General features: G+C 70.4%; 19 protein-coding genes. 13 read left to right on the top strand and 6 right to left on the bottom strand.

Features of this window, described 5'->3' with window-relative positions; all coding sequences use genetic code 11:
- Positions 1–42: 42 nt before the first annotated feature.
- The 6 genes from AB0I32_RS02760 (at position 43) to AB0I32_RS02735 (ending at position 10459) form a co-directional block, all read left to right on the top strand.
- The gene (locus tag AB0I32_RS02760) at positions 43–921 is read left to right on the top strand and encodes an SDR family NAD(P)-dependent oxidoreductase (protein WP_357502590.1); all 879 of its coding nucleotides are present in this window, start codon (positions 43–45) and stop codon (positions 919–921) included.
- Between the two features lie 24 nt (positions 922–945).
- Complete coding sequence (locus AB0I32_RS02755) at positions 946–1416, top strand: MerR family transcriptional regulator (RefSeq protein WP_357502588.1); 471 nt, start codon at positions 946–948, stop codon at positions 1414–1416.
- 99 nt (positions 1417–1515) lie between these two features.
- The gene (recC, locus tag AB0I32_RS02750; RefSeq protein ID WP_357502586.1) at positions 1516–4923 is read left to right on the top strand and encodes an exodeoxyribonuclease V subunit gamma; all 3408 of its coding nucleotides are present in this window, start codon (positions 1516–1518) and stop codon (positions 4921–4923) included.
- Entirely contained in the window at positions 4923–8279 is a 3357-nt protein-coding gene (locus tag AB0I32_RS02745; RefSeq protein WP_357502584.1) for a UvrD-helicase domain-containing protein, read from the top strand. Before recC ends, AB0I32_RS02745 begins: the two co-directional genes overlap by 1 nt.
- On the top strand, positions 8276–10132 hold the full coding sequence (gene recD, locus AB0I32_RS02740; protein ID WP_357502582.1) for an exodeoxyribonuclease V subunit alpha: 1857 nt from the start codon (positions 8276–8278) through the stop codon (positions 10130–10132). The genes AB0I32_RS02745 and recD overlap by 4 nt, the downstream gene beginning before the upstream one ends.
- A 78-nt stretch (positions 10133–10210) precedes the next feature.
- Positions 10211–10459: a hypothetical protein gene (locus tag AB0I32_RS02735; RefSeq protein ID WP_357502580.1), complete on the top strand. Its 249-nt coding sequence runs from the start codon at positions 10211–10213 to the stop codon at positions 10457–10459.
- 127 nt (positions 10460–10586) lie between these two features.
- Here the strand turns inward: AB0I32_RS02735 and AB0I32_RS02730 are convergent, their stop codons facing one another.
- From AB0I32_RS02730 to AB0I32_RS02720, 3 genes are all read right to left on the bottom strand, one after another.
- Positions 10587–12299: a cellulase family glycosylhydrolase gene (locus AB0I32_RS02730; protein WP_357502578.1), complete on the bottom strand. Its 1713-nt coding sequence runs from the start codon at positions 12297–12299 to the stop codon at positions 10587–10589.
- Between the two features lie 572 nt (positions 12300–12871).
- Positions 12872–14647, bottom strand: a complete 1776-nt coding sequence (locus AB0I32_RS02725; protein ID WP_357502576.1) for an AAA family ATPase — start codon at positions 14645–14647, stop codon at positions 12872–12874.
- A gap of 171 nt (positions 14648–14818) precedes the next feature.
- Positions 14819–15280, bottom strand: a complete 462-nt coding sequence (locus tag AB0I32_RS02720; protein ID WP_357502574.1) for a hypothetical protein — start codon at positions 15278–15280, stop codon at positions 14819–14821.
- A 92-nt stretch (positions 15281–15372) separates the two neighbouring features.
- On the opposite strand from AB0I32_RS02720, the gene AB0I32_RS02715 reads away from it, so the two are divergent.
- The 3 genes from AB0I32_RS02715 (at position 15373) to AB0I32_RS02705 (ending at position 17823) form a co-directional block, all read left to right on the top strand.
- Positions 15373–16272: a pyridoxal-phosphate dependent enzyme gene (locus AB0I32_RS02715; RefSeq protein ID WP_357502572.1), complete on the top strand. Its 900-nt coding sequence runs from the start codon at positions 15373–15375 to the stop codon at positions 16270–16272.
- Positions 16273–16332: 60 nt separating this feature from the next.
- Positions 16333–16827, top strand: coding sequence for a YfbM family protein (locus AB0I32_RS02710; RefSeq protein WP_357502570.1), 495 nt, complete (start codon positions 16333–16335; stop codon positions 16825–16827).
- 189 nt (positions 16828–17016) lie between these two features.
- Entirely contained in the window at positions 17017–17823 is an 807-nt protein-coding gene (locus AB0I32_RS02705; protein WP_357502568.1) for an alpha/beta fold hydrolase, read from the top strand.
- Here AB0I32_RS02705 and AB0I32_RS02700 read toward each other — a convergent pair.
- Complete coding sequence (locus AB0I32_RS02700; RefSeq protein ID WP_357502566.1) at positions 17795–19111, bottom strand: hypothetical protein; 1317 nt, start codon at positions 19109–19111, stop codon at positions 17795–17797. The genes AB0I32_RS02705 and AB0I32_RS02700 overlap by 29 nt on opposite strands.
- 412 nt (positions 19112–19523) lie before the next feature.
- Between AB0I32_RS02700 and AB0I32_RS02695 the strand changes: the two genes are divergently transcribed.
- The 4 genes from AB0I32_RS02695 to AB0I32_RS02680 all read left to right on the top strand — a co-directional run bounded on the left by AB0I32_RS02695 (position 19524) and on the right by AB0I32_RS02680 (position 24350).
- The gene (locus tag AB0I32_RS02695; protein WP_357502564.1) at positions 19524–20378 is read left to right on the top strand and encodes an HAD hydrolase family protein; all 855 of its coding nucleotides are present in this window, start codon (positions 19524–19526) and stop codon (positions 20376–20378) included.
- A 24-nt stretch (positions 20379–20402) separates the two neighbouring features.
- Positions 20403–20957 carry a sigma-70 family RNA polymerase sigma factor gene (locus tag AB0I32_RS02690; RefSeq protein ID WP_357502562.1) on the top strand — a complete coding sequence of 185 codons (555 nt, stop codon included), beginning with the start codon at positions 20403–20405 and terminating at the stop codon, positions 20955–20957.
- An 8-nt stretch (positions 20958–20965) separates the two neighbouring features.
- Positions 20966–21769 (top strand): hypothetical protein, encoded by an 804-nt coding sequence (locus AB0I32_RS02685; protein WP_357502560.1) that lies wholly within the window; start codon positions 20966–20968, stop codon positions 21767–21769.
- A 508-nt stretch (positions 21770–22277) separates the two neighbouring features.
- Entirely contained in the window at positions 22278–24350 is a 2073-nt protein-coding gene (locus AB0I32_RS02680; RefSeq protein ID WP_357502703.1) for a DEAD/DEAH box helicase, read from the top strand.
- Positions 24351–24428: 78 nt separating this feature from the next.
- Here AB0I32_RS02680 and AB0I32_RS02675 read toward each other — a convergent pair whose 3' ends face one another.
- On the bottom strand, positions 24429–25211 hold the full coding sequence (locus AB0I32_RS02675; RefSeq protein WP_357502558.1) for an NPP1 family protein: 783 nt from the start codon (positions 25209–25211) through the stop codon (positions 24429–24431).
- 169 nt (positions 25212–25380) lie between these two features.
- Positions 25381–26118, bottom strand: a complete 738-nt coding sequence (locus AB0I32_RS02670) for a phosphotransferase (protein WP_357502556.1) — start codon at positions 26116–26118, stop codon at positions 25381–25383.
- Between the last annotated feature and the right edge of the window lie 77 nt (positions 26119–26195).

Here is a 26195-nt window from a genome sequence, read left to right as displayed (position 1 = left end):
GTGCTTGCCTTCGAGCGCGCTCGAAGGCCTAGCGTCCCCGGCATGACGAACAGCGAGAAGACCAGCGAGAAGACGTGGCTCATCACCGGCGCCAGTTCGGGCCTCGGCCTTGCGCTCGCCGAGACCGCGCTGCGCGCCGGTGAGCGGGTGGTCGGGACCGCCCGGCGGACCGGCCGGTTCGACGCGCTCCGGGCCCGGTACGGCGACCGGCTGCTCGCCGTGGAGCACGACGTGCGCGACACGGACGCCGCGGCCGCCGTCGTGCAGCGGGCGCTCGACGAGTTCGGGCGGATCGACGTGCTCGTCAACAACGCCGGCGCCGGCCAGGTCGGAGCGGCCGAGGAGATCACCGACGACCGGCTGCGGGACATGCTCGACCAGCACCTGTTCGGCCCGGCGGCCTACGTGCGCGCCGTCCTGCCGCACCTGCGGGAGCGCGGCTCGGGTGCGATCGTGCAGATGAGCAGCCAGGGCGGGCGCATGTCGTTCCCGGCGGTCGGCAGCTACTCGGCCGGAAAGTTCGCGCTGGAGGGCTGGTCCGAGGCGCTCGCGGGCGAGGTCGCCCCGTTCGGGATCAGGGTGCTGATCGTGGAGCCCAGCCGGTTCCGTACGGAGTTCAACGCGCCGGAGGTGCTCGTGACGGCGGCCCAGGACCCGTCCTACGCGGCGGTGACCGGGGCGGTGCGCGCCAACATGGCCGACGCCGACGGCATCCAGGAGGGCGACCCGGAGCGTGGCGCCGCCGTCATCCGCGACGTGCTCGGCGCCTTCGACGCGCCGCTGCGGCTGCCGCTCGGCGCCGAGGCGGTACGCAACCTCCGGCGCGTCTACACGGAGGCGCTCGACGACGTCGAGAAGTGGGCGGGCGCCAGCGCGTCGGCGGACTTCCCGGGTGTGCCCGCCGCCGTGCGCGCGTTCTGACCGTGCCGATCTAGGGTGGCGGGCATGGCGATGGACGAGCTGATGTCGCGGGCGCTGGCGGCGCTGGGGGAGGACGGCGCGCCGTCGGTCGAGGTGATCCACGCCCTGGCTGACCTGGACGCGTCGACCGAGCCGATGTCCATCGCCGAGGCCGCAGCCCACCTCGACGTCTCGCCGCACACGCTGCGCTACTACGAGCGGGCAGGGCTGGTCGAGGTCGGCCGCGACTCCGCGGGCCACCGTGTGTACGACGCCGCCGCGATCCGCCGCCTGGTGTTCCTCACGCGGATGCGGCTCTCGGGTATGCCCATGCGGGACCTGCAGCACTACATCGCGCTGGTCGACGCCGGGGAGCAGACCGAGCCCGAGCGCCTCGACATCCTGCTGGAGCACCGGGACACCATCCGGCGGCGGATCCGGGAGCTGACGCTCTCGCTGGCCGCCACGGAGTACAAGATCGCGACCTACGGCGGGTCGACAGGCCCGGAGGTCTAACGGCCGATCGAGAACGGGGTTGTGTTCGATCTGGGGCCTGTCAAGAACACAACCCCGTTCTCGCCCGCGTCTGTGGGACGTGCGCGATACGTTGGCGCCATGGCAGTCGTCCTTCATCGTGCTCCGCGCACGGACCTGCTCGCGCGGGGCCTGGGGGACCTGCTCGCCGCGCCTCTTGCGGACCCGTTCGCGACCGAGGTCGTCGTGGTGCCCGCCCGCGGCGTCGAACGCTGGCTCGCGCAGCGGCTCAGCCACCACCTCGGTGCCGCTGATGGGCGGGACGACGGCGTGTGCGCCGGCGTGGACCTGCGCTCGCCGCACTCCCTGTTCGCCGAGGTCACGGGCACCCGGGACGACGACCGATGGGCGCCGGAGGCACTGACCTGGCCGCTGCTGGCGGCGATCGACGCGAGCCTCGACGAGCCGTGGGCCGGGCTCCTCGCCCAGCACCTCGGGCACGGGATGCCGGGGGAGGAGGGGGACCTGCGACGCGGCCGCCGGCTCTCCGTCGCCCGCCGGCTCGCGCGGCTGATGGCGGGCTATGCGACCCAGCGTCCGGCGCTGGTCGCGGACTGGGCGGCGGGCCGCGACACCGACGGGTGCGGGCGCGCCGTCCCCGCCGACCTCGCGTGGCAGCCGCCGCTGTGGCGCGCCCTGGCCGAGCGGGTGGACGCCGATCCGCCGCACGTGCGGCACGCCGCCGTCGTCGAGCGGCTGCGGGCCGAGCCCGGTGAGTTCGACCTGCCCGCGCGGGTGTCCCTGTTCGGGCACACGCGCCTGGCCGCGAGCGAGGTCGAGCTGATCGGCGCGCTCGGCGCGCACCGCGACGTGCACCTGTGGCTGCCGCATCCGTCGGCGCCGCTGTGGTCGGCGCTCAAGGATCTGGGCGGGCCCGTCGACCGGGCAGCGGACCGCTCCCACGAGCGGGTCGGACACCGCCTCCTGGCCACGCTCGGCCGTGACACGCGCGAGCTGCAGCGCACCCTGTCGGCGATCGAGCTGCGCGACGAGCCGGTCGTGGGTGAGCCCGGCGCCGACGGCGAAGCCGAACCGCCGTCCACCCTGCTCGGGATGCTCCAGCACGACCTGCGCGCGGACGCCGTCGGCGATGCGGGAGCGCGCCTGCTCGACCCCGCCGACCGCTCGGTCCAGGTGCATGCCTGCCACGGGCCTGCGCGCCAGGTCGAGGTGCTGCGCGACGTGCTGCTCGGCCTGCTCGCCGACGACCCGACGCTCGAACCGCGCGACGTGCTCGTCATGTGCCCCGACATCGAGACGTACGCACCCCTGGTCACCGCCGCCTTCGGCCTGGCGGACGTCGTCGGCCCGCAGGGCCACCCCGCGCACGGCCTGCGGGTGCGGCTCGCCGACCGCGCGCTGGACCGGACCAACCCGCTGCTCGCCGTGGTGATGCGCCTGCTCGACCTCGCCGGTGGCCGGGCGGGGGTGGGCGACGTCGTGGACCTGGCCCACGCCGAGCCGGTGCGCCGCCGCTTCGGGTTCCGCGACGACGACCTGGAACAGCTCGCGGGGTGGGCGCGCGAGACCGGCGTGCGGTGGAGCTTCGACGCCGGGCACCGCGCCGACTTCGGCCTGGCCGACTACGGGGCCGGCACCTGGCAGGAGGGCATGGACCGGCTGCTCGCCGGGGTCGCGATGTCGGACGACACGGGCACCTGGCTCGAACGCACCCTGCCGCTGGACGACGTCGGCAGCGGGCAGGTCGAGCTCGTCGGCCGCCTGACGGAGCTGGTGGAGCGGCTGCGGGACGTCACCGACGCGCTCGTCGGCGGGCACCCGCTCGACCACTGGCTCACCGCGCTCGAGGACGGCGTCGCCGCGCTCACCACGGTCCCGACGTCCGACGCGTGGCAGCTCGCGCAGGTGCGGCGCGAGCTCGCCCGCGTGCGGGACGACGCGACGGACCTCGCGGTGTCCCTGCGGCTGCCGGACGTGCGCGCGCTGCTCGCCGACCGCGTGGCCGGGCGTCCGACCCGGTCGAACTTCCGCACCGGCACGCTGACGGTGGCCACGCTCGTGCCCATGCGGTCGGTGCCGCACCGCGTCATCGCCCTGCTGGGACTCGACGACGGCGTGTTCCCGCGCGTCGGCATCACCGACGGCGACGACGTGCTGGCCCGCGAGCCGCGAACGGGCGAGCGCGACCCGCGCAGCGAGGACCGGCAGCTGTTCCTCGACGCCATCCTCGCCGCCACCGAGACCCTGGTGGTGACCTACAGCGGCGCCGACGAGTACTCGGGCCAGGAGCGCCCGCCCGCGGTGCCGTTGGGTGAGCTGCTCGACGCCCTCGACGAGACGGCGCGCACGCCCGACGGGCGCCTGGTGTCCCGGGCCGTGACCGTCCGGCACCCCCTGCAGCCCTTCGACCGGCGCAACGTCGAGCCCGGGGCCCTCGTGCCCGGCTCCGCCTTCACGTTCGACCGCGCGGCCCTGGCGGGGGCCCGGGCCGCCGCCGGCCAGCGCACCCCGGCGGGGCCGTTCCTGGCCGCGCCGCTCGCACCGCTGACCCTGGCGGGCCCGGCAGCGGCGGACGACGGCGTCGTCCCGCTCGACAAGCTGCTCGAGTTCTACCGTTCGCCCGCGCGCGGGTTCCTCGTCCAGCGCCTCGACGTCGGCAGGTCCTGGGACGAGGAGCCGCTCGACGACGGGCTGCCCGTCGAGCTCGACGGGCTCGGCCGCTGGGCAGTGGGGGAGCGCGTGCTGCGGGACGTGCTGTCCGGCGTCGCGCTCCCCGACGCCGTCCAGAAGGAGTGGCGCCGCGGGCAGCTGCCGCCCGGACGCCTCGGCTGGCGCCCCCTGGTCGGCATCGCCGCTGAGGTGGGGCCCCTCGCCGACGCCGCCGCGGGTGTGCGCGCAAGCCCCGCCAGGGTCGTGGACATCGACGTCGACCTGGGCGGCGGACGCAGCCTGCGCGGCTCGGTGCCCGGCGTGCACGGCGACCGCCTCGTGGCGGTGTCGTACGCCCGGCTCGGTGGCCGGCAGCGCCTGGGGACGTGGATCCGGCTGCTGGCGCTCGCGGCGTCCGACGACGACCGCCCCTGGGTCGGCTACGCGTTCGGCCGGCCGACGAACCAGCGGTCGCGCAAGACCTGGCAGGGGTCCCGGCTGGGGCCGCTGGACCATACGGCCGTCGACCTGCTGCGCGACCTCGTCGCGCTGCGCGACAGCGGGCTCACCGAGCCGCTGCCGCTGCCCGTCAAGGCGTCGGCGGTCTACGCCGAGGAGCGCAGGAGCCGCGCCGACCCCGCCGACGCGCAGTTCCGGGCCGGGCAGACCTGGACCGGCCAGCTGGGGCCCGGCGGACGCCTCGACGGGGAGTGCGCGGAACCCGAGCACGTGCGGGTCCACGGCCCCAGGGCTGCGCTGCCCGGGACCGGCGCGGAGCCGCGGCCCGGCGAGGAGCACCCGGGGGAGACCACCCGCTTCGGCGCGCTGGCGATGCGTGTCTGGAGCCCGCTGCTGGAGAACGAGAGGTTCAGCGACTGATGGACGTCTTCGATCTCACCGGGCCGCTGCCGCGCGGCACGGCGCTGCTGGAGGCGAGCGCAGGCACCGGCAAGACCTTCGCGATCGGCGCGCTCGTGACCCGGTACGTCGCAGAGGGCGTCGTACCGCTCGACCAGATGCTGGTGGTGACCTTCGGCCGCGCCGCTACCCAGGAGCTGCGCGACCGGGTACGTGGCGCCCTGCTGCGGGCCGAGCGTGCGTTCGCGGCCGCCCTCGCGGGCGGCGACACCGGACCGGTCGATGAGGTCCTGGCGGCGCTGCTCGACGTCGACGCCGCCGAGCGGGCAGCCCGGCACCGGCGGCTGGCCGACGCCCTGGCCGCGTTCGACCACGCCACCATCGCGACGATCCACCAGTTCTGCCAGCTGGTGCTGCGCTCGCTCGGCGTCGCCGGGGACACCGAGCCCGGCGCAGAGCTGGTCGAGTCCCTGACCGAGCTCACCGTCGAGGTCGTCGACGACCTCTACCTCCAGCGCTACGGCAACGCCCCCGAGCCGCCGCCCTTCGACCGGGCCTGCGCCCTCAAGGTCGCCACCGCCGCGGTCGAGGACCCGCGCGCCGCGCTCGCCGACGCCGACCCGGCCGACGCCGTCGGCTCGGCACGCGTCTCGTTCGCCCGCGAGGTGCGCGCCGAGATGGAGCGGCGCAAGCGCCGCCTCGGCATCCTGTCGTACGACGACCTGCTCGGGCGGCTCGCCGACGCCCTGGACCCGGCGACTGCGGACGGCGGTGCCGCCGTGGGCGCACGCATGCGGGAACGCTGGAAGGTGGTGCTGGTCGACGAGTTCCAGGACACCGACCCGGTGCAGTGGCAGGTGCTGGAGCGGGCCTTCGGCGCGGGGCAGATGGAGGGCCAAGCGGAAGCCCGGACGCACGCGATGGTCCTGGTCGGCGACCCCAAGCAGGCCATCTACGCCTTCCGCGGCGGCGACGTCGTCGCGTATCTCGACGCCGCCCGGGGCGCCGCCACCCGGGCGACGCTGGGCAGCAACTGGCGTTCGGACGCGCCGCTGGTCGAGACCCTGGGGGTGCTGCTGGGCAACGCGGCGCTCGGCCACGCGGAGATCGTGGTGCACGAGGTGAAGGCCAAGGGCGGGGACAGCCGGCTGGCCGGGGCGCCGCACCCCGCGCCGTTCCGGCTGCGGCAGGTGCTGCGCGAGGGCCTGCCCAAGGTCCGGAGCAGCGCGATCCAGGTCGGCGCCGCGCGGCAGCACGTCGCCAAGGACCTCGCCGCCGACGTCGCCGGGCTGCTCGCAGCGGGCGCGACGTGGGACGGGCGCCCGCTGGTGCCGGGCGACGTCGCCGTCCTCGTGTCGGCGCGGGTGCACGGCCGGCTCGTGCAGGACGCGCTCGCCGAGCGCGGCGTCGCGGCCGTGATGCCCGGCGGCGACGTGTTCGAGACGCCCGCCGCCGACGAGTGGCTGACCCTGCTGGAGGCGCTGGAGTCCCCGCACCGCTCGGGCCTGGTGCGCGCGGCGGCCCTCACGCCGTTCCTGGGTCGCACCGCCGCCGACCTCGACGAGGGCGGCGAGGACCTGACCGCCCGCGACGCCGACACCCTGCGCGGCTGGGCGATCCTGCTCCGTCACCGGGGCGTCGCCGCCCTGCTGGAGGCCGCCGAGGAGCGCGGGCTGAGCGCCCGGGTGCTGGCTCAGGCCGAGGGCGAGCGGCTGCTGACCGACGTCCGCCACCTGGGGCAGCTGCTGCACGAGGTGAGCGTCACCGAGTCGCTCGGCCTGACGGCCCTGCTGGCATGGTTCCGCGACGAGCGGCGCCGCACGGGCACCGCCGAGCGGCCGCGGCGCCTGGACTCCGACGCCGCCGCCGTGCAGATCGTCACGGTGCACGGCAGCAAGGGGCTCCAGTACCCCGTCGTCTACCTGCCGTTCGGCTACGACAACTACTCGCGCCCGGTCGAGATCGCGCTCTACCACGACGACCGCGGCGCGCGGACGATCGACGTCTCCGGCTCCGGCGCGCACTGGGACGCCCACTGCGCCGCGCACCGCGCGGAGGAGGACGGCGAGGAGCTCCGCAAGCTCTACGTGGCCCTGACCCGCGCGCAGTCGCAGGTCGTGGCGTGGTGGGCGCCGACGTCGAGCACCCCGACGAGCGGGCTGCACCGCCTCCTGTTCGGGCGCACCCCCGGCACGCGCGAGGTCCCGGGCACGCAGCCGGTCAAGGACGACGACTACGCGACGCGCGTCCTGGGGCTGCTCGAGGAGCTGGGCGGCCCCGCGGCCGAGGTCGCGGAACCCGCCGAGGCGTCGGCACCCGCACCGGCGGACGGGCACACGCCGTTCGAGGCCCGCGCGTTCGACCGCGCCGTCGACACCGAGTGGCGGCGCACCTCCTACAGCGGGCTCATCGCGGCGGGTGACGACGCACCTCACGTGGGCAGCGAGCCCGAGGCGGCGGGCAAGGACGACGAGCCGGCCGCACCCGAGGCAGACGTCGAGGAGCCGACGACGCCCGACGGCGGGACGTCCCCCATGGCGGACCTGCCCATGGGCGCCGCGTTCGGGTCGCTGGTGCACGCCGTGCTGGAGGACGCCGACCCGTTCGCGCCCGACCTGCGCGCCGAGCTGCTGGACCACGTCACGGAGCAGCTGCGCTGGTGGCCCGTGCAGGCCGACCCCGAGGCGATCACCGAAGGGCTCCTGCCGCTGCACCGCACGCCGCTCGGCCCGCTGGCCGGCGGTCTGACGCTGGGCGAGATCGGCCTGCCGGACCGGCTGCGGGAGCTGACGTTCGAGCTGCCGCTGAACGGCGGCGACCTCGGTGCCGACCTGGGCGGTAGCGACCGGGCCGAGGCCAGGCTGGGGGACCTCGCCCCGCTGCTGCGCGCCCACCTGCCCGCCGACGACCCGCTCGCCGCCTACGCCGACCGGCTGGAACAGCCCGCGCTCGGGGACCAGACGCTGCGCGGCTACCTCACCGGCTCGATCGACGTCGTGCTGCGGCTGCCGTCCGGGCGGTTCGTCGTCGTCGACTACAAGACCAACTTCCTCGGTCCCGCCGTCGCCGACTACTCACGAGACCGGATGGCCGAGGCCATGCTGCACTCGCACTACCCGCTGCAGGCCCTGCTGTACGGCGCGGTGCTGCACCGCTACCTGCGCTGGCGGCTGCCCGGCTACGACCCCGACACCCACCTGGGCGGGACGCTCTACCTCTTCGTGCGCGGCATGGCGGGGCCGGACACCCCCGACTCGGGCGGCGGCTCCGCTGCGGACGGCAGTCCCATGGGCGTGTTCTCGTGGCAGCCGCCGACGGCGCTGCTGGTCGCCCTCTCCGACCTGCTCGCCGGAGCCGCAGAGGAGCAGGCCGCATGACGCCCGCGATCGAGCGCTGGACCAGCGACGACCCCCACGACGCCCGGCTGGCGCTGGGCGCGACCGGGCTGCTGCGCACCTTCAATCACGCCGGCGTGCTCACCGCCGCCGACGTGCACGTCGCACGCCGCACGGCTGACGTCGTCGGCGAGGACGACGAGACCGTGCGCCTCGCCGTCGCGCTCGCGGTGCGGGCGGTGCGGCAGGGATCGGTGTGCGTGGACCTGGGTGGGTTCGACGACGGTGGATCCGACGGCAGCAGGGGCGCAGGCTCGACCGGTGCCTCGGACGAGGCGCCGCCCCTGCCGTGGCCCTCAGCCCACGGCTGGCTCGACCGCGTAGCGGCCAGCCCGCTCGCCGAGCGGTCGGTGGTGCGGGCCGACCTCGGCCTGCTCTACCTCGACCGGTACTGGCGCGAGGAGCGGCAGGTGCGCGACGACGTCGTCGCCCGGCTTGCCGCGCCCGCCCCAGCGGTCGACGAAGCCCTCCTCGAGGGCAGCGCCGCGCGGCTGTTCCCCGGCGACGCGTACGCCGAGCAGCGCGTGGCGGCGCTGTCCGCCGCACGTCGCCCGACGACCGTGCTCACCGGCGGCCCCGGCCGTGGCAAGACGACAACCGTGGCCGGGCTGCTCGCCCTGCTCGCGGAGCAGGCAGAGCACGCCGGCGGACGCCGCCTGCGCATCGCGCTCGCCGCACCCACCGGGAAGGCCGCCGCGCGCCTGCAGGAGGCGGTGGCCGACTCGCTGAGCGCTCGCCCGGAGGCCGGGCGGCCGGAGTTCACCGACGACGACCGGCGCAGGCTCGCCGGGCTCCAGGCGGGCACGCTGCACCGGCTGCTGGGCTGGCGGCCCGGGTCGAGCACCCGGTTCCGGCACGACCGCTCCAACCGCCTGCCCCACGACGTCGTCGTGGTCGACGAGACGTCCATGGTCTCGCTCACGCTCATGGCCCGGCTGCTGGAGGCCGTGCGGCCCGACGCGCGGCTCGTGCTCGTGGGCGACCCCGACCAGCTCGCGTCCGTCGAGGCCGGTGCGGTGCTCGCCGACCTCGTCGCCGGGCTGGGCGAGCGCGACGGCGGCGTCGTGTCGGCCCTGGTCACCGACCACCGTTCGGAGAGCAGGGCGATCACGCGGCTTGCTGCCGCGATCCAGGACGCCGATCCGGACGCGGTGCTCGCGGAGCTGACGGCGGGCGACGACGCCGTGGAGCTCGTCCACCCCGACGACACGGCCGGGCTCACCGCCCTCCAGGACGAGCTGACACGGCACGCCCTCGACGTCCGCGGCCTGGCACTGGCGGGCGACGCCGCCGGAGCGCTCGCAGCGGCCGACCGGCACCGCCTGCTGTGCGCCCACCGGGAGGGCTCGTGGGGTGTGGCGCACTGGAACCGGCTGGTCGAGCGCCGGCTCGGCGAGGCCTCCGGTGCCTACCTCGGCGCCGCGGTCGGCACCCAGTGGTACGCGGGACGGCCGGTGCTGATCACCGCCAACGACTACAGCCTCGGCCTGTTCAACGGCGACACGGGAGTGGTGGTGGCCGACGGCGAGCACCTGCGCGCCCACATCAGCGGTGGCGCGTCGTTCGCGGTCTCCCGCCTGGGCGACGTCGAGACGCTGCACGCCATGACCGTGCACAAGAGCCAGGGGAGCCAGGCCGAGGACGTGACGGTGCTGCTGCCGGACGAGACGTCGCCCCTGCTCACGCGCGAGCTGTTCTACACGGCGGTGACGCGGGCGCGGCGGCGGGTCCGGGTGGTCGGGACGCCGGAGGCGGTACGGGCGGCCGTCCTGCGCCGGGCGCGCCGAGCGAGCGGGCTGGCGGAGCGGCTGCGAGGTGACGCACCGACGGAGTAGGCCCACGGGGGGAGGGACTGTGGAATATCAGTCTCCGGGGGGAGGACGCGCGTACCACCACCTGCCTACGTTGGGGTCATGGCACACACCGGACCGGATGACCAGAGCGGCAACAAGACCGCCTCGCCCGCCGGCCGGAACTGGGGGGCCGGTGTCGCGCTCGGTCTGAGCATCGGCCTCGCGCTCGGCCTGGCGCTGGACAACCTCGCGGTCGGCCTGGCACTCGGTGTGGCGTTCTTCCCGGTGTTCGCGATGATGCGGGGCACCCCGGCGTCCGAGGACGAAGCCCCCGGTGACGGCACGAGGCCGCCCGGCAGCGACACCTGACAAGACGGCCTGCTGGAACCTGTCGAACAGCGACCAGAAGATCTTGTCCTGGGCGCCAGGCGTGGCCCGGCGCTGCGCCACGCCTCGGGGGCGGCACGTTGGTGCCGCCCCCGAAGGTAGGTGCGGGTCAGGCAGTACCGGTGACGGCGGTGCCGTTCCGGGTGACCGTGTACTGGAGGGTCTGGCCGCTCCGGAAGTGGAACGTCAGGGACACGGGCTCGCCGTCCTTGAGGCTGTCCAGGTATCGCTTGGTCAACGTGATGGTCCCGGTCTCGTAGTCGGGCCGGAAGTCGTCCCAGAACTCCGGGAACGTCGTCCAGTTGTGGAACCCGGCCCCGGTGCCGTCGTCGTACACCGACTCCATCGTGTCGAGCTGGTTGCCGTTGAACGTCGCGGGGATCACGAGCGACTCGTTGGTGCCGGTGGCGCTTTCGACGGCTGGGTCCTCAGAGGTGATCACGTGGAGCTTCCACGGCATGCCGCCGGAGAAGATGACCTGCAGCTCCGCGCTCGACCCGATCTCCCGGTCGCCGAGGACGCTCTTGAGCAGCTTTGCCTTGAGCGTGAGCTTGTTGCCGTACCGGGTGTAGTCGCGACCGGACTGCAGCGTGGTGTTCCCGAACTCGAGCTTCTTGAACTTGAGGCCGTTGAGGTTCAGGGTGACCGACCGGTCCTTGATCTTGCTGGAGGAGTCGAGGAACACGAGGTCGGTCGAGGCGGTGCCTGAACGACCGGTCCAGCCTCGGGTGATGTAGCCGAACTGCTCCTCGTCGCGCCACTCGCGCATGAAGCGGTCGAAGTGCGTGCCGTTGTCCCACCACATGGTCGTGATGCCCGAGGTGCGGGCCAGGTGGCCGAAGTGCTCGAAGAACTTCAGGTACTCGCCGCGCTCGACCTTGTTGTCGTAGTTGTCGAGCAGGCCGTACTCCCCGATGATGACCGGGATGTCCTTCGAGACGAAGGTGTCGACCTGGCTCTGGAAGCTCTCCTCCAGCAGGCCCTGCACCTCCTCGTTGTAGGTGGTGTACCCGGCGACGTTGACGCTGAACGGCCAGAACCCGTAGTTGTGGGTGGTGGCGGCCAGCATCGGGTCGTCGAGCGCCTCGATCTCGGCGACGAGGGCGTCCATGTGGACCTGGTCGGCTCCGGTGTTGATCGTCGGCAGCACCAGCAGGCGGTCGCCGTTCTCGCCCCCCGAGGAGCGCACGATCTCGTGGAACGAGCTGTTCAGCTCGGCGATGTGGCGGTGGCTCTCCTCGTTGCCCGAGGTGCCGGTGAAGCTCACCTCGTTGACCGACTCGAACATCAGCTCGCGCGGGTAGTCCTTGAAGGTGTCCGCGATCTGGGTCCAGGTGGCGTCGTACTGGGCCATCACCTCGTCGTGCTTCGTGGGCATGTGCGTCAGCCACTGCCATGAGTCGTGGTGCGTGTTGATCATGACGTAGAGGCCCTCCGCCAGGGCGAGGTCCACGACCTCCTGCACGCGCTCCATGGTCTTGGGCTCGACCGTGTAGTCGGGCGCGGGACCGGTGTGGTTGCCCCAGCTGACGGGGATGCGGACCGAGTTGAAGCCTTCGGCCTTGATGTCCCTGAAGAACGTGTCGTCGACGCGCGGGTTGCCCCATGCGGTCTCGTCGGCGCCGTCGCTGCAGCACTGTGCGTCGAGGGAGTTGCCGAGGTTCCAGCCCGGCTGCATGGCGGCGACGATCTCCGCGGCCGACGTCGGGGCGTCGGACTGGCTCCGCACGGGCGTCTGCGCACCGGCAGGGGCGGCGACGCTGGCCGACAGCGCCAGCCCGGCCGCCAGAGCGACGAGCTTCTTCCACGGGGGTCTCTTCACGGGTATGCCCTTCTTCGCGCATGGGTGGCTCGATGAGGGCGGTTGGCTCCCCGTCGAGCGGTCTGAGTGATCAGCGGCGATCGCTCGCCACGTAGTTCCGGCCCAGCATCCGCTCCGATTCCCTCGAAGCGCTTCAACAAAGTAGGGCGTTGGTCGGAGCCCGCGCAACCCCCAGTTTCAAGGTTAATCCATGCGAGATCGGTGAGGTCGACAGACGAAACCGATGTCGCCACGTCGAAGCGCTTCGAAACGAATGAGCAAGACCGTCGAAGGTCCAGGTGCTACCCGGGAGATCGAGGCCGTCCAGCGGCTCGTCACGGCGATCGTGGCGGCCGACGCTGAGCACGTCGACAGCGTCACCTTCAACGTGCATGACAAGCCGGCGATGCGCGACCATCTTCCTCCGCTCGCGCGCCGAAATTCGGATCGGCACATGGAGCCTCTAATCGGCCCGGCGAAGCGGTCGGCTGACAAGTGTGTGCGCGGTAGAGCGACCGGACCTGTCGTGCTCGTGGCCTACCTCGTTCCATCGGTGGTGGGCCACGAGCAAACACAGCGGTCTTGTGTGTCAGCTACAGGGTGGAGGCCGGTGCAGTGGAGTTCCCATTCGCGGACCGAACAAACTTGCTTAGTTTCTCGACCGAATCCTTAAGGTCGAGGACGTCCAGATGGGCTGGTGCGAGAAGGCGGGCGACTGCGTGAGATATGGCGACTTTGTCAAACTGTTTACCGTTCAGATTCTTCAAAGGGTTGGCGTGCTTATCCGCGGGCGGCTGAAACGCGACGGAATGGACTTCCTGGACCGCTATCGTCAGGATATCGCTCGGGATGTAGTTTTCGATCGTGTAACCGTTCGTGATCCACGCGAACCCCGGGCCTGAGTCCACCTCAAGGTACTCGCTAGCGATCCGCTGTTTTGTCGCTGCTATGTCCTTGTCGTGGCTAGACAAGTCTGAGTCGATAAGAACCATGCTAAACCGATTAAGGCGGCGGAGATTGATGAAGTCCGCAAACGATTCCTCGCTCGTGCTGAGGTGCGCTAAGAGCTTGCCACCGTAGAACATGACACTGTAGTCGATGCCTTCGGCGAGTTTCGGGTCTACGAGTTCAAGCCAGCGGCGAACGTATATGCGATCTGAGGGCCCTTCGACCCAAATGACACAGTTGGCCTGCTGAAGATCCGAAGGTCGGTAGCCAAGGTCATTACAGATCCGCACAAAATCGTGAGGACTGCGAGCCAGGGAGACTTGCGTGCCAGCTTCGGTTAGTTGCAAGTTATAGGCGGTTGCCCGTGCGTCGTCCAAGAAGTGGGACGAGTGGGTGGCGATCAGATACTGGTTGTCGGTCTCGTCAGTGAGGTAGCGCAGCAGCTTCTTCTGGAGGAGCGGGTGCAGATTCGTCTCTGGTTCCTCGATGCAGACGAGCGTTCTCGACGTGACGGTGGCTGCGGCCGCTAGGATCACCACCTGCTCTACTCCACTACCGAGACTGCTGAGTGGCAGGACTCGAGCCGAGGTCACCACTTGGATCGCCGACTTGTCGTGTGGAATGGACAGTCGCGCATCAGGGTCGCCGAGGACTGTCTGGACGAATCGGTTTATTGTCTGCCAGCGACTTTCGGAAGCTTGCCAATCGGTGTGCGTGGGAATCTGGAGTTTGAACAGTGCGTCGATAATGCCGCGACCCGAACCCCAGTCTGGATTGCCGCCGGAACCGCTGACGCGGCGATGCCCGCTTATTGTCATTACGGGTGGCATGACCGGTATCGGTATCGATCCGAGTAGTGCTCTCATTACTTCAGCGGGGTCCACACCTCCGCTGACCTTGAGTGCGCGGCGCACTTGCTCAAAGTCCGAATTCCAATTGGGCCACGCTTCGATTGCGGCGGTAACCTGTCGTTTTGTCGGGATAACTGTTCCGGGGTTTCCTGGCTCATAGTGCGGCCAGAACAGATGATCGTCATCCGAGAGTATCTGCATTAGTGACACGCAGACATCCTCGGCCGCGCCTCGCTGCAATGCGCTCTGTACGAGCTGATCGCTTGCCTCGGTGGGTTTGCTCACTATGCTTGGAATGCCAATTTCGAACTCTGGTTTTGTGGAGAATCCACGGGGTGTATCAAGCTCCGACATCTTCCACGTATTTGGTGCTCGGCCACGGCTGTCGCGTTTTCCCATGAGTGAAGGAAATACGTCCTGGACGATCCTCAGCACGTTAGATTTTCCGCTGTTGTTCACGCCAGCTAGTACAGTGACCTTCGTCGGCAGTAAGATCTGCTGCCATTCCGCGAAGGATCTGTAGCCAGCAAGTGCGATTCCTGGCAGTAGCGGTTCGTACGTGGGCTCCATTTGGCTCCCTAGCTGTGGAGTTATTGCGTGGGCGGCGCAGTAGGCCGACGTGATGCGTGCTGGTGTTCTTCGCCCGCAATCTCCCTGAGAGTGCGGGCGATTCGTAACCGCAAGGCAGACGGTGTTTTCTGTGTGGCTCCGACCGGCGTCGATCCGGTGACCCTTCGATTCTCAGTCGGTCTCCGACGTCTGCGGGCTCCTGTTGTACCGCTCCAGCGTCGCGTCGTCCGTCACGACGTCCATCAGGTCCAGCGCCCAGGGTCCGGAGTCGACATTGAGCTCCTTGTCGAAGCCAACCCACTTGCCGGCCATGGTGCGGCCAGTTGGATCAACGATGAGTTGCAACGCTCCGTGGTAGACCGCTCCGTGGTAGTAGCCGTCGACGGCTGTGTGCTCGGTCCAGGTGCCCGTTGCGACTCGTCCGCGCAAGGTCAGCGACAGGGACAAGGGGGAGTCGTTGGAGTCCGGAAGGCTCTCCACGGTGAGCTGATCGCCCTCCTGCCGGACGACCACATAGTGGTGCCGCGTGATCGGACCGCGCCCCGTGCTCTCGTAGGTGTAGTGGCTGTGCCAGACGCCGCCCAGGGCGGGCTGCTCCGGACTGCCCTGGTCAGACCGCTCCTCGTTCCCCATCCGGCCAGTCTGACGCAGATCGGCTCCGACGTCAGGGGCGTTGTGGAGTCGCGGTCGGCTGTCCGACGTTGGCTGCGTGCAACACTGCCGACATGCCGGTGCCCGCGTTGCTGCTCCCCTCGCCGGTCGAGGTGCTCGACGACGAACGCCTCGACGCGGCCGGCGTGCGGCTTCTGCTCAAGCGGGACGATCTGATCCACCCCGACCTGCCCGGCAACAAGTGGCGCAAGCTGAAGTACAACCTCGAAGCCGCACAAGCCGCCGGTGCTTCGCGGCTGCTGACGTTCGGTGGCGCCTACTCCAACCACATCCGGGCGGTGGCGGCTGCGGGGGCACTGTACGGGTTCGACACCGTTGGTGTGATCCGTGGCGAGGCGTATGACCCTCTCAATCCGTCGCTGCAGGTCGCAGTCGACCACGGCATGCATCTGACGTATCTGGACCGTCAGACCTACCGTCGAAAGCTCGACCCGGACGTGATTGCACGTTTCCGTAGGGAGTTCGGGGACTTCTATCTCATCCCCGAGGGCGGCAGCAACGCCCTGGCCGTGCGCGGGTGCGCGGAGCTGGTCGGTGAGATCACTGAGGACTTCGACGTCATCTGCTGCGGTGTCGGCACCGGAGGCACGCTGGCTGGAATCGCAGCAGGGCTCAAGCCTGGACAGCGGGCGATCGGCTTCTCCTCGCTGAAGGGCGGGGAATTCCTGTCCGATGACGTCGGCGCGCTCCAGCACGGGGCGCTCGGAGAAGTGACCGCGAACTGGGAGATCGAGACCGGCTATCACTTCGGCGGATACGCGAAGTCCACGTCTGAGTTGGCTGCTTTCATCGATGACTTCGAGTCCCATCACGGGCTGCGCCTGGACTGGGTGTACGTCGCCAAGATGGTGTGCGGGCTCTATGACCTGGTGGCCCAGGGCAGGTTTGATGCCGGGACGAAGCTCGTCGCGGTGATCACCGGGTTCCACTTCGAGACCCAGGTGCACTCCTAGCCTCTTCGTCACGGCCTTAGTGCGACGACGATGTCAGAGGCTGCCCATACGGTGCAGCCCATGAGCATGATTGGCGAGTACATGCGGCTGACGCCCCAGGACCTGGACAAGGCGCTGTCGGATCCCGAGTGGATACGCGATCTCATCGATGAGCTATGGGACTCGCAGAGTGCGGGCGGCGCGCTGGACACACGCTTGATGGATATCGACAAGGCGTGGCACGGTCTGGCGCTCGCCCTTGGGCGGGCGGGTGTGTCGATGGCTGCCGTCTACGGGGACGAGCCGGTCCCGGGCGTGGACGACTGGGGCTATGGGCCGCCGACATGGATGACCGTGGAGCGGGTCGCAGAGGTGTCAGCGGCGCTGAGCGGCTTGGACGCCGAGCAGACGATCGACGCCGTACCGCTCGCTGCTTTCGTCGACGCCGAGACCTATCCGGCCATATGGACTCAGCCGGATGCCAAGGACTATCTCGCTAGTCATCTGAAACAGCTCATAGAGTTCTTTGCTGAGGCCGCCGATGCCGGGATGGGCATGCTCATGTGGATCGACTGAGTGGTTGTTCGGCGTGGCGTGCAGACTGGGCAGATTCGCCACAGGGATCACGATCGTCACCGGTCGTGACTTCGAAACTTCGAGTCGTTCGTAGTACTCGCGCGCTGATGCTGGTGCACGCATGGCGACTCTGACAGCCTGGCCCGGTCTGTTGTGCCGAGGTGAGGATTTGCGATGTCTTCTGAGTCCATGGTCCGGTTCCGTTCTCTCGATGGGCTCGACCTGGTCGGTGACCTGACGGTCCCGGACGGGTCACCGACGATCGGCGTCGTGCAGGTTCATGGACGTGGGGTGACTCGGCACGAGGCGGGATTCTTCGATCGGATGGCAACGGGCCTCGCTGACGCCGGGGCGGCCGCTCTCCGGTTCGACGTGCGGGGGCACGGAGAGTCGGGCGGCACGCAGGAGGACCTCACCATCGCGGGAGTTCTCAACGATATTCGTGCCGCATTCGCCTATCTGAGGCAGGAGACCGGTGTGGAGCGCACCGCACTGATCGGCCAGAGCTTCGCCGGAGGCATCAGCGCCTACTACGCGGCCAAGCGCCCGGACGAGGTTGCCCGTCTGGTCATGCTGTGTCCTCGGATCGACTACAAGACGAGGACGATCGACAGTCGGCCCTACTGGTCGAATGACTACCTCGACGAGGTTCATGCCGACGCTCTCACCGAACAGGGCTTCCTCCAGTACGCCCCGACCTTCCGCCATGGGCGGGCCTTCCTCAACGAAGTGTTCTGGCTGCAGCCGCACACCGTGTTGGGGGACATCCAGGCACCGACGCTCGTCGTGCACGGCACGGCTGACACGCTCGTACCGATCGACACCTCGATCGCGGCCATGCCACTGCTGAACGCGGAATCTCAGCTGCTCCAGGTCGAGGGGGCGCAGCACGGGTTCGCCGTCGACGACGACCCGACCTACCTGGATCCGCAGAGTCGCGTGTGGCAAGCGCAGGTCATCCAGGCGGTCACGGAGTGGGTGACGGCCGAAGACTGAGGGCGTTGTTCAGTGCGGCAACCGAGTCTCGTGACTGCCATGGAACGAGCGCCGTCCGGGTCTCCTGGACGACGCGCTGCGTGCGCCGTGAGCCAGTGCGTGCCGCTGTGGACAGCGCTTCTCCGGCGCGCTGCGCGGCGAGGTCTGGCTCCGCGGCTTGTGCGAGTGCGACGGCTTGTCGGCTGCGGTAGTAGCCCATGTCCCGCACCGAGATGCTGGTCGTGGCCAGAGCCGTCTCGTAGAGCTCGGCGGCGTGCTCAGGCTTGCCGGCCTCGATCCAGCACGACGCCTCGCGCAGCATCAGACCGCCTCCCTGCGCGGCAGACCGGGCCTCGTCGAGAGCCCGTTCCAGATCGATCTGCTGGCCGACCATCAGTGCCCCGCGCGTCGCTTGGAGCAAAGCCTCGGCGCGGACGTGAGGTGCAAGTTGCCAGGGGCCGTTGAGCGCAGCGCGAGAGAGCATCACCACCTGGTGGCCTGCGCGGGACTCGAAGGCCATCTGCGACTTGCGCAGCAGGACGAACCCCTGCATCGACATGTCGCCGCCGAGCTGCGCGTACTCCATCGCCTGGTCGTACCAGTAGGAAGCCTGCGCGCTGTCAGCCAGGTCACGGAACAACCAGCCGGCGAACTCAGCGGCCTCAGCGCCTAGGGTCAGGATGACACCGCGGACGCCATCAGAGACGTGTGGCGCCACGGCTCGCAGGCCGCCGATGACACCAAGGGTGGACGGGAGCGCCGAGGCGGCGCCGTAGCGTCCGTCCAGGGCCTTGGCTGTCTCCAGCTGCAGCCTGAGCGCGTCGATCAGGCCTGTGTCGGCGTAGCGGGCCGGATCGGCGACGCCCTGACGCACACGTTCGGCCCACTCCAGCGTGGCATCGGTCGATAAACCCGAGGCGTACGCACCGGCTTGCGTGTCCCTGACCAGCTGGCGTTCGGCAGGGGAGAAGTGCTCCAGGTCCGCGTCGTCGAGCAGGTCTGCGACCGTGCAACCATGGCCAAAGGTCAAGGCGAGAGCGGCGAGGTTCTCCAGACTGGGCCGTGCACCGCCGTGTGGCCAGGACTCCCACTTGGAGATGCGAGAGTCGTCGATCCGAGCAGCGGTATTCACCGCCCGGTAAGCCCGGACCGCCTTCCACTGTTCCCAGCCCAGCGCATACCGCCATGCAGTACGCGGTCGGGCCCGGAAACGGAGCCCCATTTCGGACACGATCTGAGCGAACGGCGCACCGTTCGCCTGTAGCTGGCAACGCAGCCGCTCACGTTCGGCCTTCTCGCTGCGTGCCAATGGACCCCCGTCGCTCCGCCAGGTGATGCATTGGCATTCACCGCTTTCGTATAGCGCCAAGTATGGGCGAGCCGTTGCTACGCAGGTAGGTAGCGGTCGATTCGCCTGCGGAAATTTGCACCAGGAGCAATTTTCCGCGCGGCTTAGCCTATCCGCTGGCCCTTTGCCCTGGTCAGGACAGGTTGGTGAACTGTGCAGAAGTTTGCTCGGACGCCCAGGTCTTTCCGTGGCATCCCGCGTGAGGCTTTGCGGCATGGCCGCCCGGCCTTCCGAACTACCGGGAGACGCAGATGACACAGAGACCACCGCGAGAAGGACTAGGAACCTTGAACCGGTTTGTCCCGGTAAGCAACCTCGCTTCCGCCCGCTGCGTTCCAGCCAGCGTGACCCAGATCTGGAAGCGACGCCGACCATGAGCCATCAGGACACTCTCCAGAGCCGGACGATGCTGGCGGCGCTCGACATCGATGGCACCCTCGCGCGGTCAGGCATGACGCAGATCGCGCCGACCGTCAAGGCTGCGGTCGCTCGCTTCCGGGCAGACGGGCACCACGTGGTGCTGGCCTCGGGGCGATCCCTGGTCGGGGTCCTGCCCATCGCCACGGAGCTCGACCTGACCGACGAGTGGGTGATCGCGTCCAACGGTGCGATCACCGCGCGTCTCGACTCCCGGGTGCCTCGCGGCTACGAGCTCGAAGACGTGCGGAACTTCGACCCGGGGCCGGTCGTGCGGCTTGCGCGAACCATGCTTCCGGGCGTGCGGGTCGGTGCCGAACGGGTCGGGTGTGGCTATGACGTCACGCATCTCTTCCCGACGGGACAGCTCAACGGCGCCCAGCAGACCGTCCCGGCCGACTTGCTGGGGGAGCGGTCCACGACACGGCTCGTCCTGCGCGGTCCCGGCGTCGGTCGCCTCGTCGATCCTGTGCGCGCCGCCGGCCTGACTGCGCTTCTGGCGGAGCCGGACTGGGTGGACGTCACTGCTCCCGGCTTGAGCAAGGCGACCGCCCTGGAGAAGGTTCGTGCCAACCTGGGTGTGGACCCGGCGCGGACTGTCGCGATCGGCGACGGGGAGAACGACCTGGAGATGCTGCGCTGGGCGGCCCGCGGTGTGGCGATGGGACATGCGTCGAAGATGGTGCGGGCGGCGGCGGACGAGGTCACCGGAACCCTTGACCAGCACGGGGCCGCTGCCGCGCTGGACGCGCTCGACAGTGGGACGACGTCGGGGAGCGGTGTTGCACTTTCGTCGCCGCGAACCATGTAGGCGTATGAGACAAAGGAAAACTCTGTGGTGAGACCGAGGCCGGACGCCGTGTTCAGCGAGGTGTTCCGCGCGTCCTACCCGGACGTCCTCGCCTTCATCCGCCGTCGCACTGATCCTGCGCTCGCGGAAGATCTGGCCGCCGAGGTGTTCGCCATCGCCTGGGACCGATGGGCGGAAGTCCCTCGGGAGGTGCGCCCGTGGCTGTTCGGTGTGGCGCGCAACCTGGTCGCGAACGATCACCGCACGCAGGCCCGCCGTCGTCGCCTGGAGCTACGGCTGGGCAGCGAGCGGGACCCGGACCCGGACGACACGGCGTTCAGCGCCGCGGCCCTGGACCTCCGGTTGGCCTGGGCACGTCTGGACGACGCCGATCGTGAGGCGATCGCCCTGGTCGCCTGGGACGGGCTCACCGGCCGGGAGGCGGCCGCCGTGCTGGGTTGCACCCGAGCCGCGTTCTCCGTCCGGCTGAGCAGGGCACGCCGTCGGCTCAAGCGCACGATGGGCGACTCGGTCGACGAACCTGTCCGCTCTCTGACCACCCCGCACCTGACCGCTGCCTTCAAGGGAGAGCTGCCATGAACCACCTCATGAGCGACCGAACGTTCCGCCTGGTCACCGAGGCGAACCCCGTCCCGACGAGCACGCTGACCGCGCAGGAGAGCGACCGTGCGGAACGGCTGCTGCAGAACCTCACCGCGGCCTCGCGGCCCGCCCTTCCGGAAGCACCGAGGCGCTGGGGCACCAGGTCTCGTGCAGCGGTCGGCGGCGTCGTCGCGCTGCTGGCCGCCGTCGGGGGCGGATTCCTGGTCACCGCGCCGGCGTCGGCCGAGCAGGTCCTGCTCGAGGCGGCGAGCAACTCCGACCATCAGCTGGCGGATGGACCGCCATGCATCTGTACCGACATGGAGACCGGGGAGGCCTGCCAGTGCCCGAGCGATGACGAGGTCGGGCCCGGTGAGCCGGCGAGCAGTGACGGGTTCACGGTGACCGTGGAGAAGCTGCCTACCGAACCCGAGGCCCTCAGTGAGGCGCTGACGGAGCAGGGGGAGGTCACGGTGACGCCGATCGGCAAGCCGCACAGGCTGTGGACGGCCGCGACCGGCCTGTTGCGCGACGGCGAGGCCGAACCCGAGCTGCGCGGCGCACTGTGGGAGACGCTTGCCACCGTTCCGGGTCTCACCCTGGACGGCGGGACGACCGATGCCGTCGGCCGCGAAGGCACCGCGGTGAGCGTCGACTTCGACAGCCCGGGCCTGGGTGGCAGCGTCGTCGTGCTGGACCCGAGCGACGGCAGGCTGCTGGAGATCCGTCTGCTCGACGACGACGGAGCAGTGGTCCGGACCGAGACCGTCGTCGAGGGGGCGGACGGCGGCTCCGCGTCGACGCCGTAAGCGACGGTCCGCGGCCCAGGACCGGGCTTCGGGCGGCCCTGCTGAGGAAGTGCTGCCAGTGCTGTCACCCGCATCCCGGTGCGGGTGACAGCACTGGCTCTTCTGCGTTCCCGCCGTCACCGGACCGAGCTCGGGTGTCCGGCGGTAGACTCCTGGTTCTCCGGCAATCAAGCCGGGTGACGACCGTGCCCGCGATGGTTCACGGAGACGACCGGCAGCGTGTCGCCATCGGCGTGAGCACGAGGCCGCAGGCGGGGACCTACGCGGTGAACCGGCGGCCGATCGGAGCACCCCGGCCCAGGCTGTCTGCCTCACGGGCCGGCTGTCCGGCGTCCGACCGGTCCTCGGCCAGGCCCGTAGCGCCGCAGTCGCGTACGGATGCAGCGAAGGAGTAGATGTGGCACCACCAGGCCAACGCCGGTCCGGTCGCACGCGTACCGGATCCGGCGGCCAGCGGACCGGGTCAGGCGGCCAGCGCCGCCGCCCTCAGCGGCCCGCCGAGCAGGGGATGATCCCTGTGCTCGCCGAGGTCGCCCGCGAGGTCGACGGCGCAGTGCGGAGACCGCCGACGCGCCCGGCGGTCCGCACGAAGTTCCAGGTCGTCGCGCTGCTCATGCGAGAGGAACGGGCCCGGCTCAAGGCCGACGGCGCCCTGACCGACTCCAAGCGGAACCAGCAGCTCAAGCGGCTCGACGAGGTCGCGACGCTGCTGGCGAGGATCGCCGCCCGGGACACCTCCCTGCTCGAGCTGCTCGCCGAGGACGCCAAGGTCTCCGACGCAGCGCGCGCCTACAAGGCGACCGTGATGCGCGCCGGCGGCCTGGAGCCGCCGGAGGAGCCCCCGCCTGCCCCGCCGGCCGCGCCTGCGCCCGGTGCCGAGAAGCGCGTGGTGCCCCGCTCGGTGATCTCCCGCCAGCTCGCGAACCCGTTCCTCGCCCCGGACTTCGAGGCCGCGGCCGAGCGGGTGGCCCCGAAGGTCCGCCGACTGGCCGGCTGGGAGCTGCTCGAGCCGCTGTTCCGTTCCTTCGAGTACGCCGGTGCGGGCGCACCCGCCTGCATGCCGCTGCCCGAGCCCCGCTCGCTGTCGGCCCGCCACGGCCGCGAGCTGATGCGGCACCAGGCCCAGGTCGTCGAGGCCACGGCGCGCGGGCACCGCACCTTCCTGCTCGCCGACGAGCCCGGGCTCGGCAAGACCGCCCAGGCACTGCTCGCCGCCCAGGCGGCAGACGCCTACCCGCTGCTGGTCGTGGCGCCCAACGTGGTGAAGACCAACTGGGCGCACGAGGTCGGGATGTGGACGCCCCAGCGCCGGGCGACCGTGGTCCATGGCGACGGCGAGCGGATCGACGGGTTCGCGGACGTCGTGATCGTGAACTACGAGCTCCTGGACCGGCACGTCGGCTGGCTCGGTGACCTCGGGTTCCGCGGCATGGTCGTCGACGAGGCGCACTTCATCAAGAACAAGGGTTCCCAGCGCTCCCAGCACGTGCTCGCCGTCTCGGAGCGCATCCGCGCCCGGACCGCGCGGCCGCTCCTGATGGCGCTCACCGGCACCCCGCTGATCAACGACATCGAGGACTTCCGGGCGATCTGGCAGTTCCTCGGCTGGATCGACGACACGAAGCCGCTTGCCTCGCTGCTGACCGCCCTCGAGGGCACCGAGCTCACGCCGGCCGACCCGGGGTTCTACGCCGCGGCCAGGACCAGCGTCATCGACATGGGTATCGTGCGCCGCCGCAAGGCCGACGTCGTCGCCGACATCCCCGCCCGCCGGGTGGCGGACCTGCCGGTCGAGCTCGACGGCGCCGCCGGCCGGTCGATCCGTGCGGCCGAGGCAGCGCTCGCCGAGCGACTGGTGAGCCGCTACCGGTCCGCCGTGCAGGCGCGCGCCGAGAGCTCCGTCGGGGGCGACGGCGTCGAGGGAGAGATCGACCTGGACCTCGCGCGCCGGGTCGCAGCGGCAGAGCTGAAGGACTCGAGCTCGCGGGCCGACGGCGAGAACGTGTTCAGCATGGTCCGCCGGATCGGCCAGGCCAAGGCCGGGCTGGCCGCCGACTACGCCGCACAGCTCGCCCGCAACGTCGGCAAGGTGGTGTTCTTCGCCAAGCACGTCGATGTCATGGACCAGGCCGAGCAGACCTTCGCGGACCGCGGCATCGGCTACGCCTCGATCCGCGGCGACCAGACGCCGAAGACGCGCGAGAAGAACATCACCGCGTTCACGAGCGACCCCGACGTGTCGATAGCGGTCTGCTCCCTGACGGCCGCCGGGGTGGGGCTGAACCTCCAGGTGGCCTCCAACCTGGTGCTGGCCGAGCTGTCCTGGACCTATGCCGAGCAGACCCAGGCCATCGACCGGATCCACCGGATCGGCCAGGCGGAGCCCGTCACCGCCTGGCGGATCATCGCCGCCCAGACGATCGACTCCACCATCGCGGAGCTGATCGACAGCAAGTCCGGGCTGGCCGCCAGGGCACTGGACGGGGCGGGGGAGGACGACGTCGCATCGTCCACCGACGTGCAGCTCGAAGCACTCGTCACGCTCCTCACCGACGCGCTGGCCGCCGAAGGCACTGCCTGAAGCAACACCGCTCGAACCAGCAACGAGAGCCCGGCCGGTGGCCGGGCTCTCGTCATTCGTCGAGTCCTGGGACTCGTATCAGAACTGGTTGGGGTTGAACGGGATGCCGGACGGCTTGGCCCGGCTCAGCTCGGTCCCGAACCTGCTGTCCTGCAGCGGGAAGTTGGCCTTGCCCCACGACGAGTTGTTCAGCGTGTTACGCAGGCCGCCATCGAGCCTGTCCCAGCCGACCAGTGCGGGCTCGTCCCAGCCGCCGTCGCCCCAGGCCTCCGGCCGCTCACCGGACTTGGCGAGCCGCATGGAGTGAGTGTTGATGCCGCCGCCCTTGTGGTAGACCGCCTTGACGCGCACGCCGCTCTTCTCCGAGATGCTGTTCCACGCCGTGGTCTCGTACTCACCGTGGCCGGACACGGAGATGTAGGCGGGCGTGCCAGCGCCCTGCGGTACCCAGACCACGACGCCCTCCCAGTCATGGCGGTGCGACGTCGACGTGCAGCCGGCGCAGCTCATGTCCTTCTCGAAGTAGAGGGCGTAGGCGATCGCGCACCAGCCGTTGTTGCACGTGGCCCGCGAATAGGTGTTGGCGTGGCCGAGGTGGCCGCTCCGGCACTGGCCGGTCACTGGTCCGCTGTCGTCGAGGCCGCCGTTGAGCCTGCCGCTGCTGTCGATGGCCGCGGCGGGAAAGCAGCTGTCGCCGTCGTAGTCGAAGTACGGCTGGAAGGTCCGCTGGAAGTCCGTGGCGTTCGGCGGCAGCGGGTTCAGCACGGCGGCGGAGGCGACGGTCGGCATGCTGACGATCAGCAGGGCCGCGCCGACCATGGCCAGGAAGGTCCTGGCCAGGCGGGACGTTCTTGAGCTCACTGCAGCAAACATGATGGTTTCTCCGAATCAGTTGCACTGCGTCCGAGACTTCTTACCGGGCCTGCCGACACTGGCAGTCCAAGCCATCCAACGGTTTGCTAGGACATGACGTCCTAATGTCAAGACAATGTACCTGGGGTGAAAGTGCGTGTCACCCCCCAGCCTTGTGTCACATGCGGGCGCGCAGCACGTCGATCTCGCAGCCCGGCGCGGCAGGGTCGAAGCCGTGCTCGACCAGCCAGCGGATGGCCCCGAGGCTGCGCAGCGACCACCACGCGCGGATCACGTCGAGGTCGACGTCGGCGCCGTAGCCGGCGGCGACGTCGTCGAGGCGGTCCTCGTTCCCGAGCGTCAGGATGGCGAGGTCGAAGAGGGCGTCGCCCTGGCTCGCCTCCGTCCAGTCGATGATGCCGGTGACCTCGTCGCCGTCGACGAAGACGTGGGCGAGCTGCAGGTCGCCGTGGACGAACACAGGCGTCCACGGCCGGAGCGCGGCCTCGGCGACCTGGCGGTTGCGCGTGACCAGGTCCGCGGGGAGGGTGCCGCTGGTGACGAGCCACTCGCACTCGGCGTCGAGCTCCGCGGCGAGCTCGTCGACGGTCGGACCGGGCCACGGCGGCAGCGGCGAGTCGTGCAGCTTCCGCACGGCGGCGCCCGCCGCTGCCCACGCGGCCGGCGCCGCGGACGACGGTTCGCCGAGGCGGCCGAGCGCGGTGCCGGGGACGGTGGCGAGCGCGAGCACGGGTGGTTTGCGCCAGAGGATCTCCGGGGTCGGGACCGGCACCATGGCCATCGCCCGGACCTCGACGTCGGTGCGCGTCTGGTCGCCGTCGACCTTCAGGAACACGTCGCCGACGCGTAGGGTCGCGCACGCCTGATGGGCGACGACAACTTTCACCTCTTCCATGCCGGCCATGGTCGCGTGGAGCTGCCGCTGAAGTCATCGGTTTTGTTGGCGAGCGGCTGGGTGCTGGCTGCGGCGCG

This window comes from Promicromonospora sp. NPDC050249, assembly GCF_040656015.1.
Lineage (GTDB): Bacteria > Actinomycetota > Actinomycetes > Actinomycetales > Cellulomonadaceae > Promicromonospora.
Note: the sequence above shows the minus strand (reverse complement) of the source record. Positions and strands in the feature narration are given on the sequence as shown.

What these genes read in the sequence shown, in the direction of transcription:
- AB0I32_RS02760 (WP_357502590.1), top strand. Translation starts at nt 43, where the DNA reads ATGACGAACAGCGAGAAGACCAGCGAGAAGACGTGGCTCATCACCGGC.
- AB0I32_RS02755 (WP_357502588.1), top strand. Translation starts at nt 946, where the DNA reads ATGGCGATGGACGAGCTGATGTCGCGGGCGCTGGCGGCGCTGGGGGAG.
- recC (WP_357502586.1), top strand. Translation starts at nt 1,516, where the DNA reads ATGGCAGTCGTCCTTCATCGTGCTCCGCGCACGGACCTGCTCGCGCGG.
- AB0I32_RS02745 (WP_357502584.1), top strand. Translation starts at nt 4,923, where the DNA reads ATGGACGTCTTCGATCTCACCGGGCCGCTGCCGCGCGGCACGGCGCTG.
- recD (WP_357502582.1), top strand. Translation starts at nt 8,276, where the DNA reads ATGACGCCCGCGATCGAGCGCTGGACCAGCGACGACCCCCACGACGCC.
- AB0I32_RS02735 (WP_357502580.1), top strand. Translation starts at nt 10,211, where the DNA reads ATGGCACACACCGGACCGGATGACCAGAGCGGCAACAAGACCGCCTCG.
- AB0I32_RS02725 (WP_357502576.1), bottom strand. Translation starts at nt 14,647, where the DNA reads ATGGAGCCCACGTACGAACCGCTACTGCCAGGAATCGCACTTGCTGGC.
- AB0I32_RS02720 (WP_357502574.1), bottom strand. Translation starts at nt 15,280, where the DNA reads ATGGGGAACGAGGAGCGGTCTGACCAGGGCAGTCCGGAGCAGCCCGCC.
- AB0I32_RS02715 (WP_357502572.1), top strand. Translation starts at nt 15,373, where the DNA reads ATGCCGGTGCCCGCGTTGCTGCTCCCCTCGCCGGTCGAGGTGCTCGAC.
- AB0I32_RS02710 (WP_357502570.1), top strand. Translation starts at nt 16,333, where the DNA reads ATGAGCATGATTGGCGAGTACATGCGGCTGACGCCCCAGGACCTGGAC.
- AB0I32_RS02705 (WP_357502568.1), top strand. Translation starts at nt 17,017, where the DNA reads ATGGTCCGGTTCCGTTCTCTCGATGGGCTCGACCTGGTCGGTGACCTG.
- AB0I32_RS02695 (WP_357502564.1), top strand. Translation starts at nt 19,524, where the DNA reads ATGAGCCATCAGGACACTCTCCAGAGCCGGACGATGCTGGCGGCGCTC.
- AB0I32_RS02685 (WP_357502560.1), top strand. Translation starts at nt 20,966, where the DNA reads ATGAGCGACCGAACGTTCCGCCTGGTCACCGAGGCGAACCCCGTCCCG.
- AB0I32_RS02680 (WP_357502703.1), top strand. Translation starts at nt 22,278, where the DNA reads ATGATCCCTGTGCTCGCCGAGGTCGCCCGCGAGGTCGACGGCGCAGTG.
- AB0I32_RS02670 (WP_357502556.1), bottom strand. Translation starts at nt 26,118, where the DNA reads ATGGAAGAGGTGAAAGTTGTCGTCGCCCATCAGGCGTGCGCGACCCTA.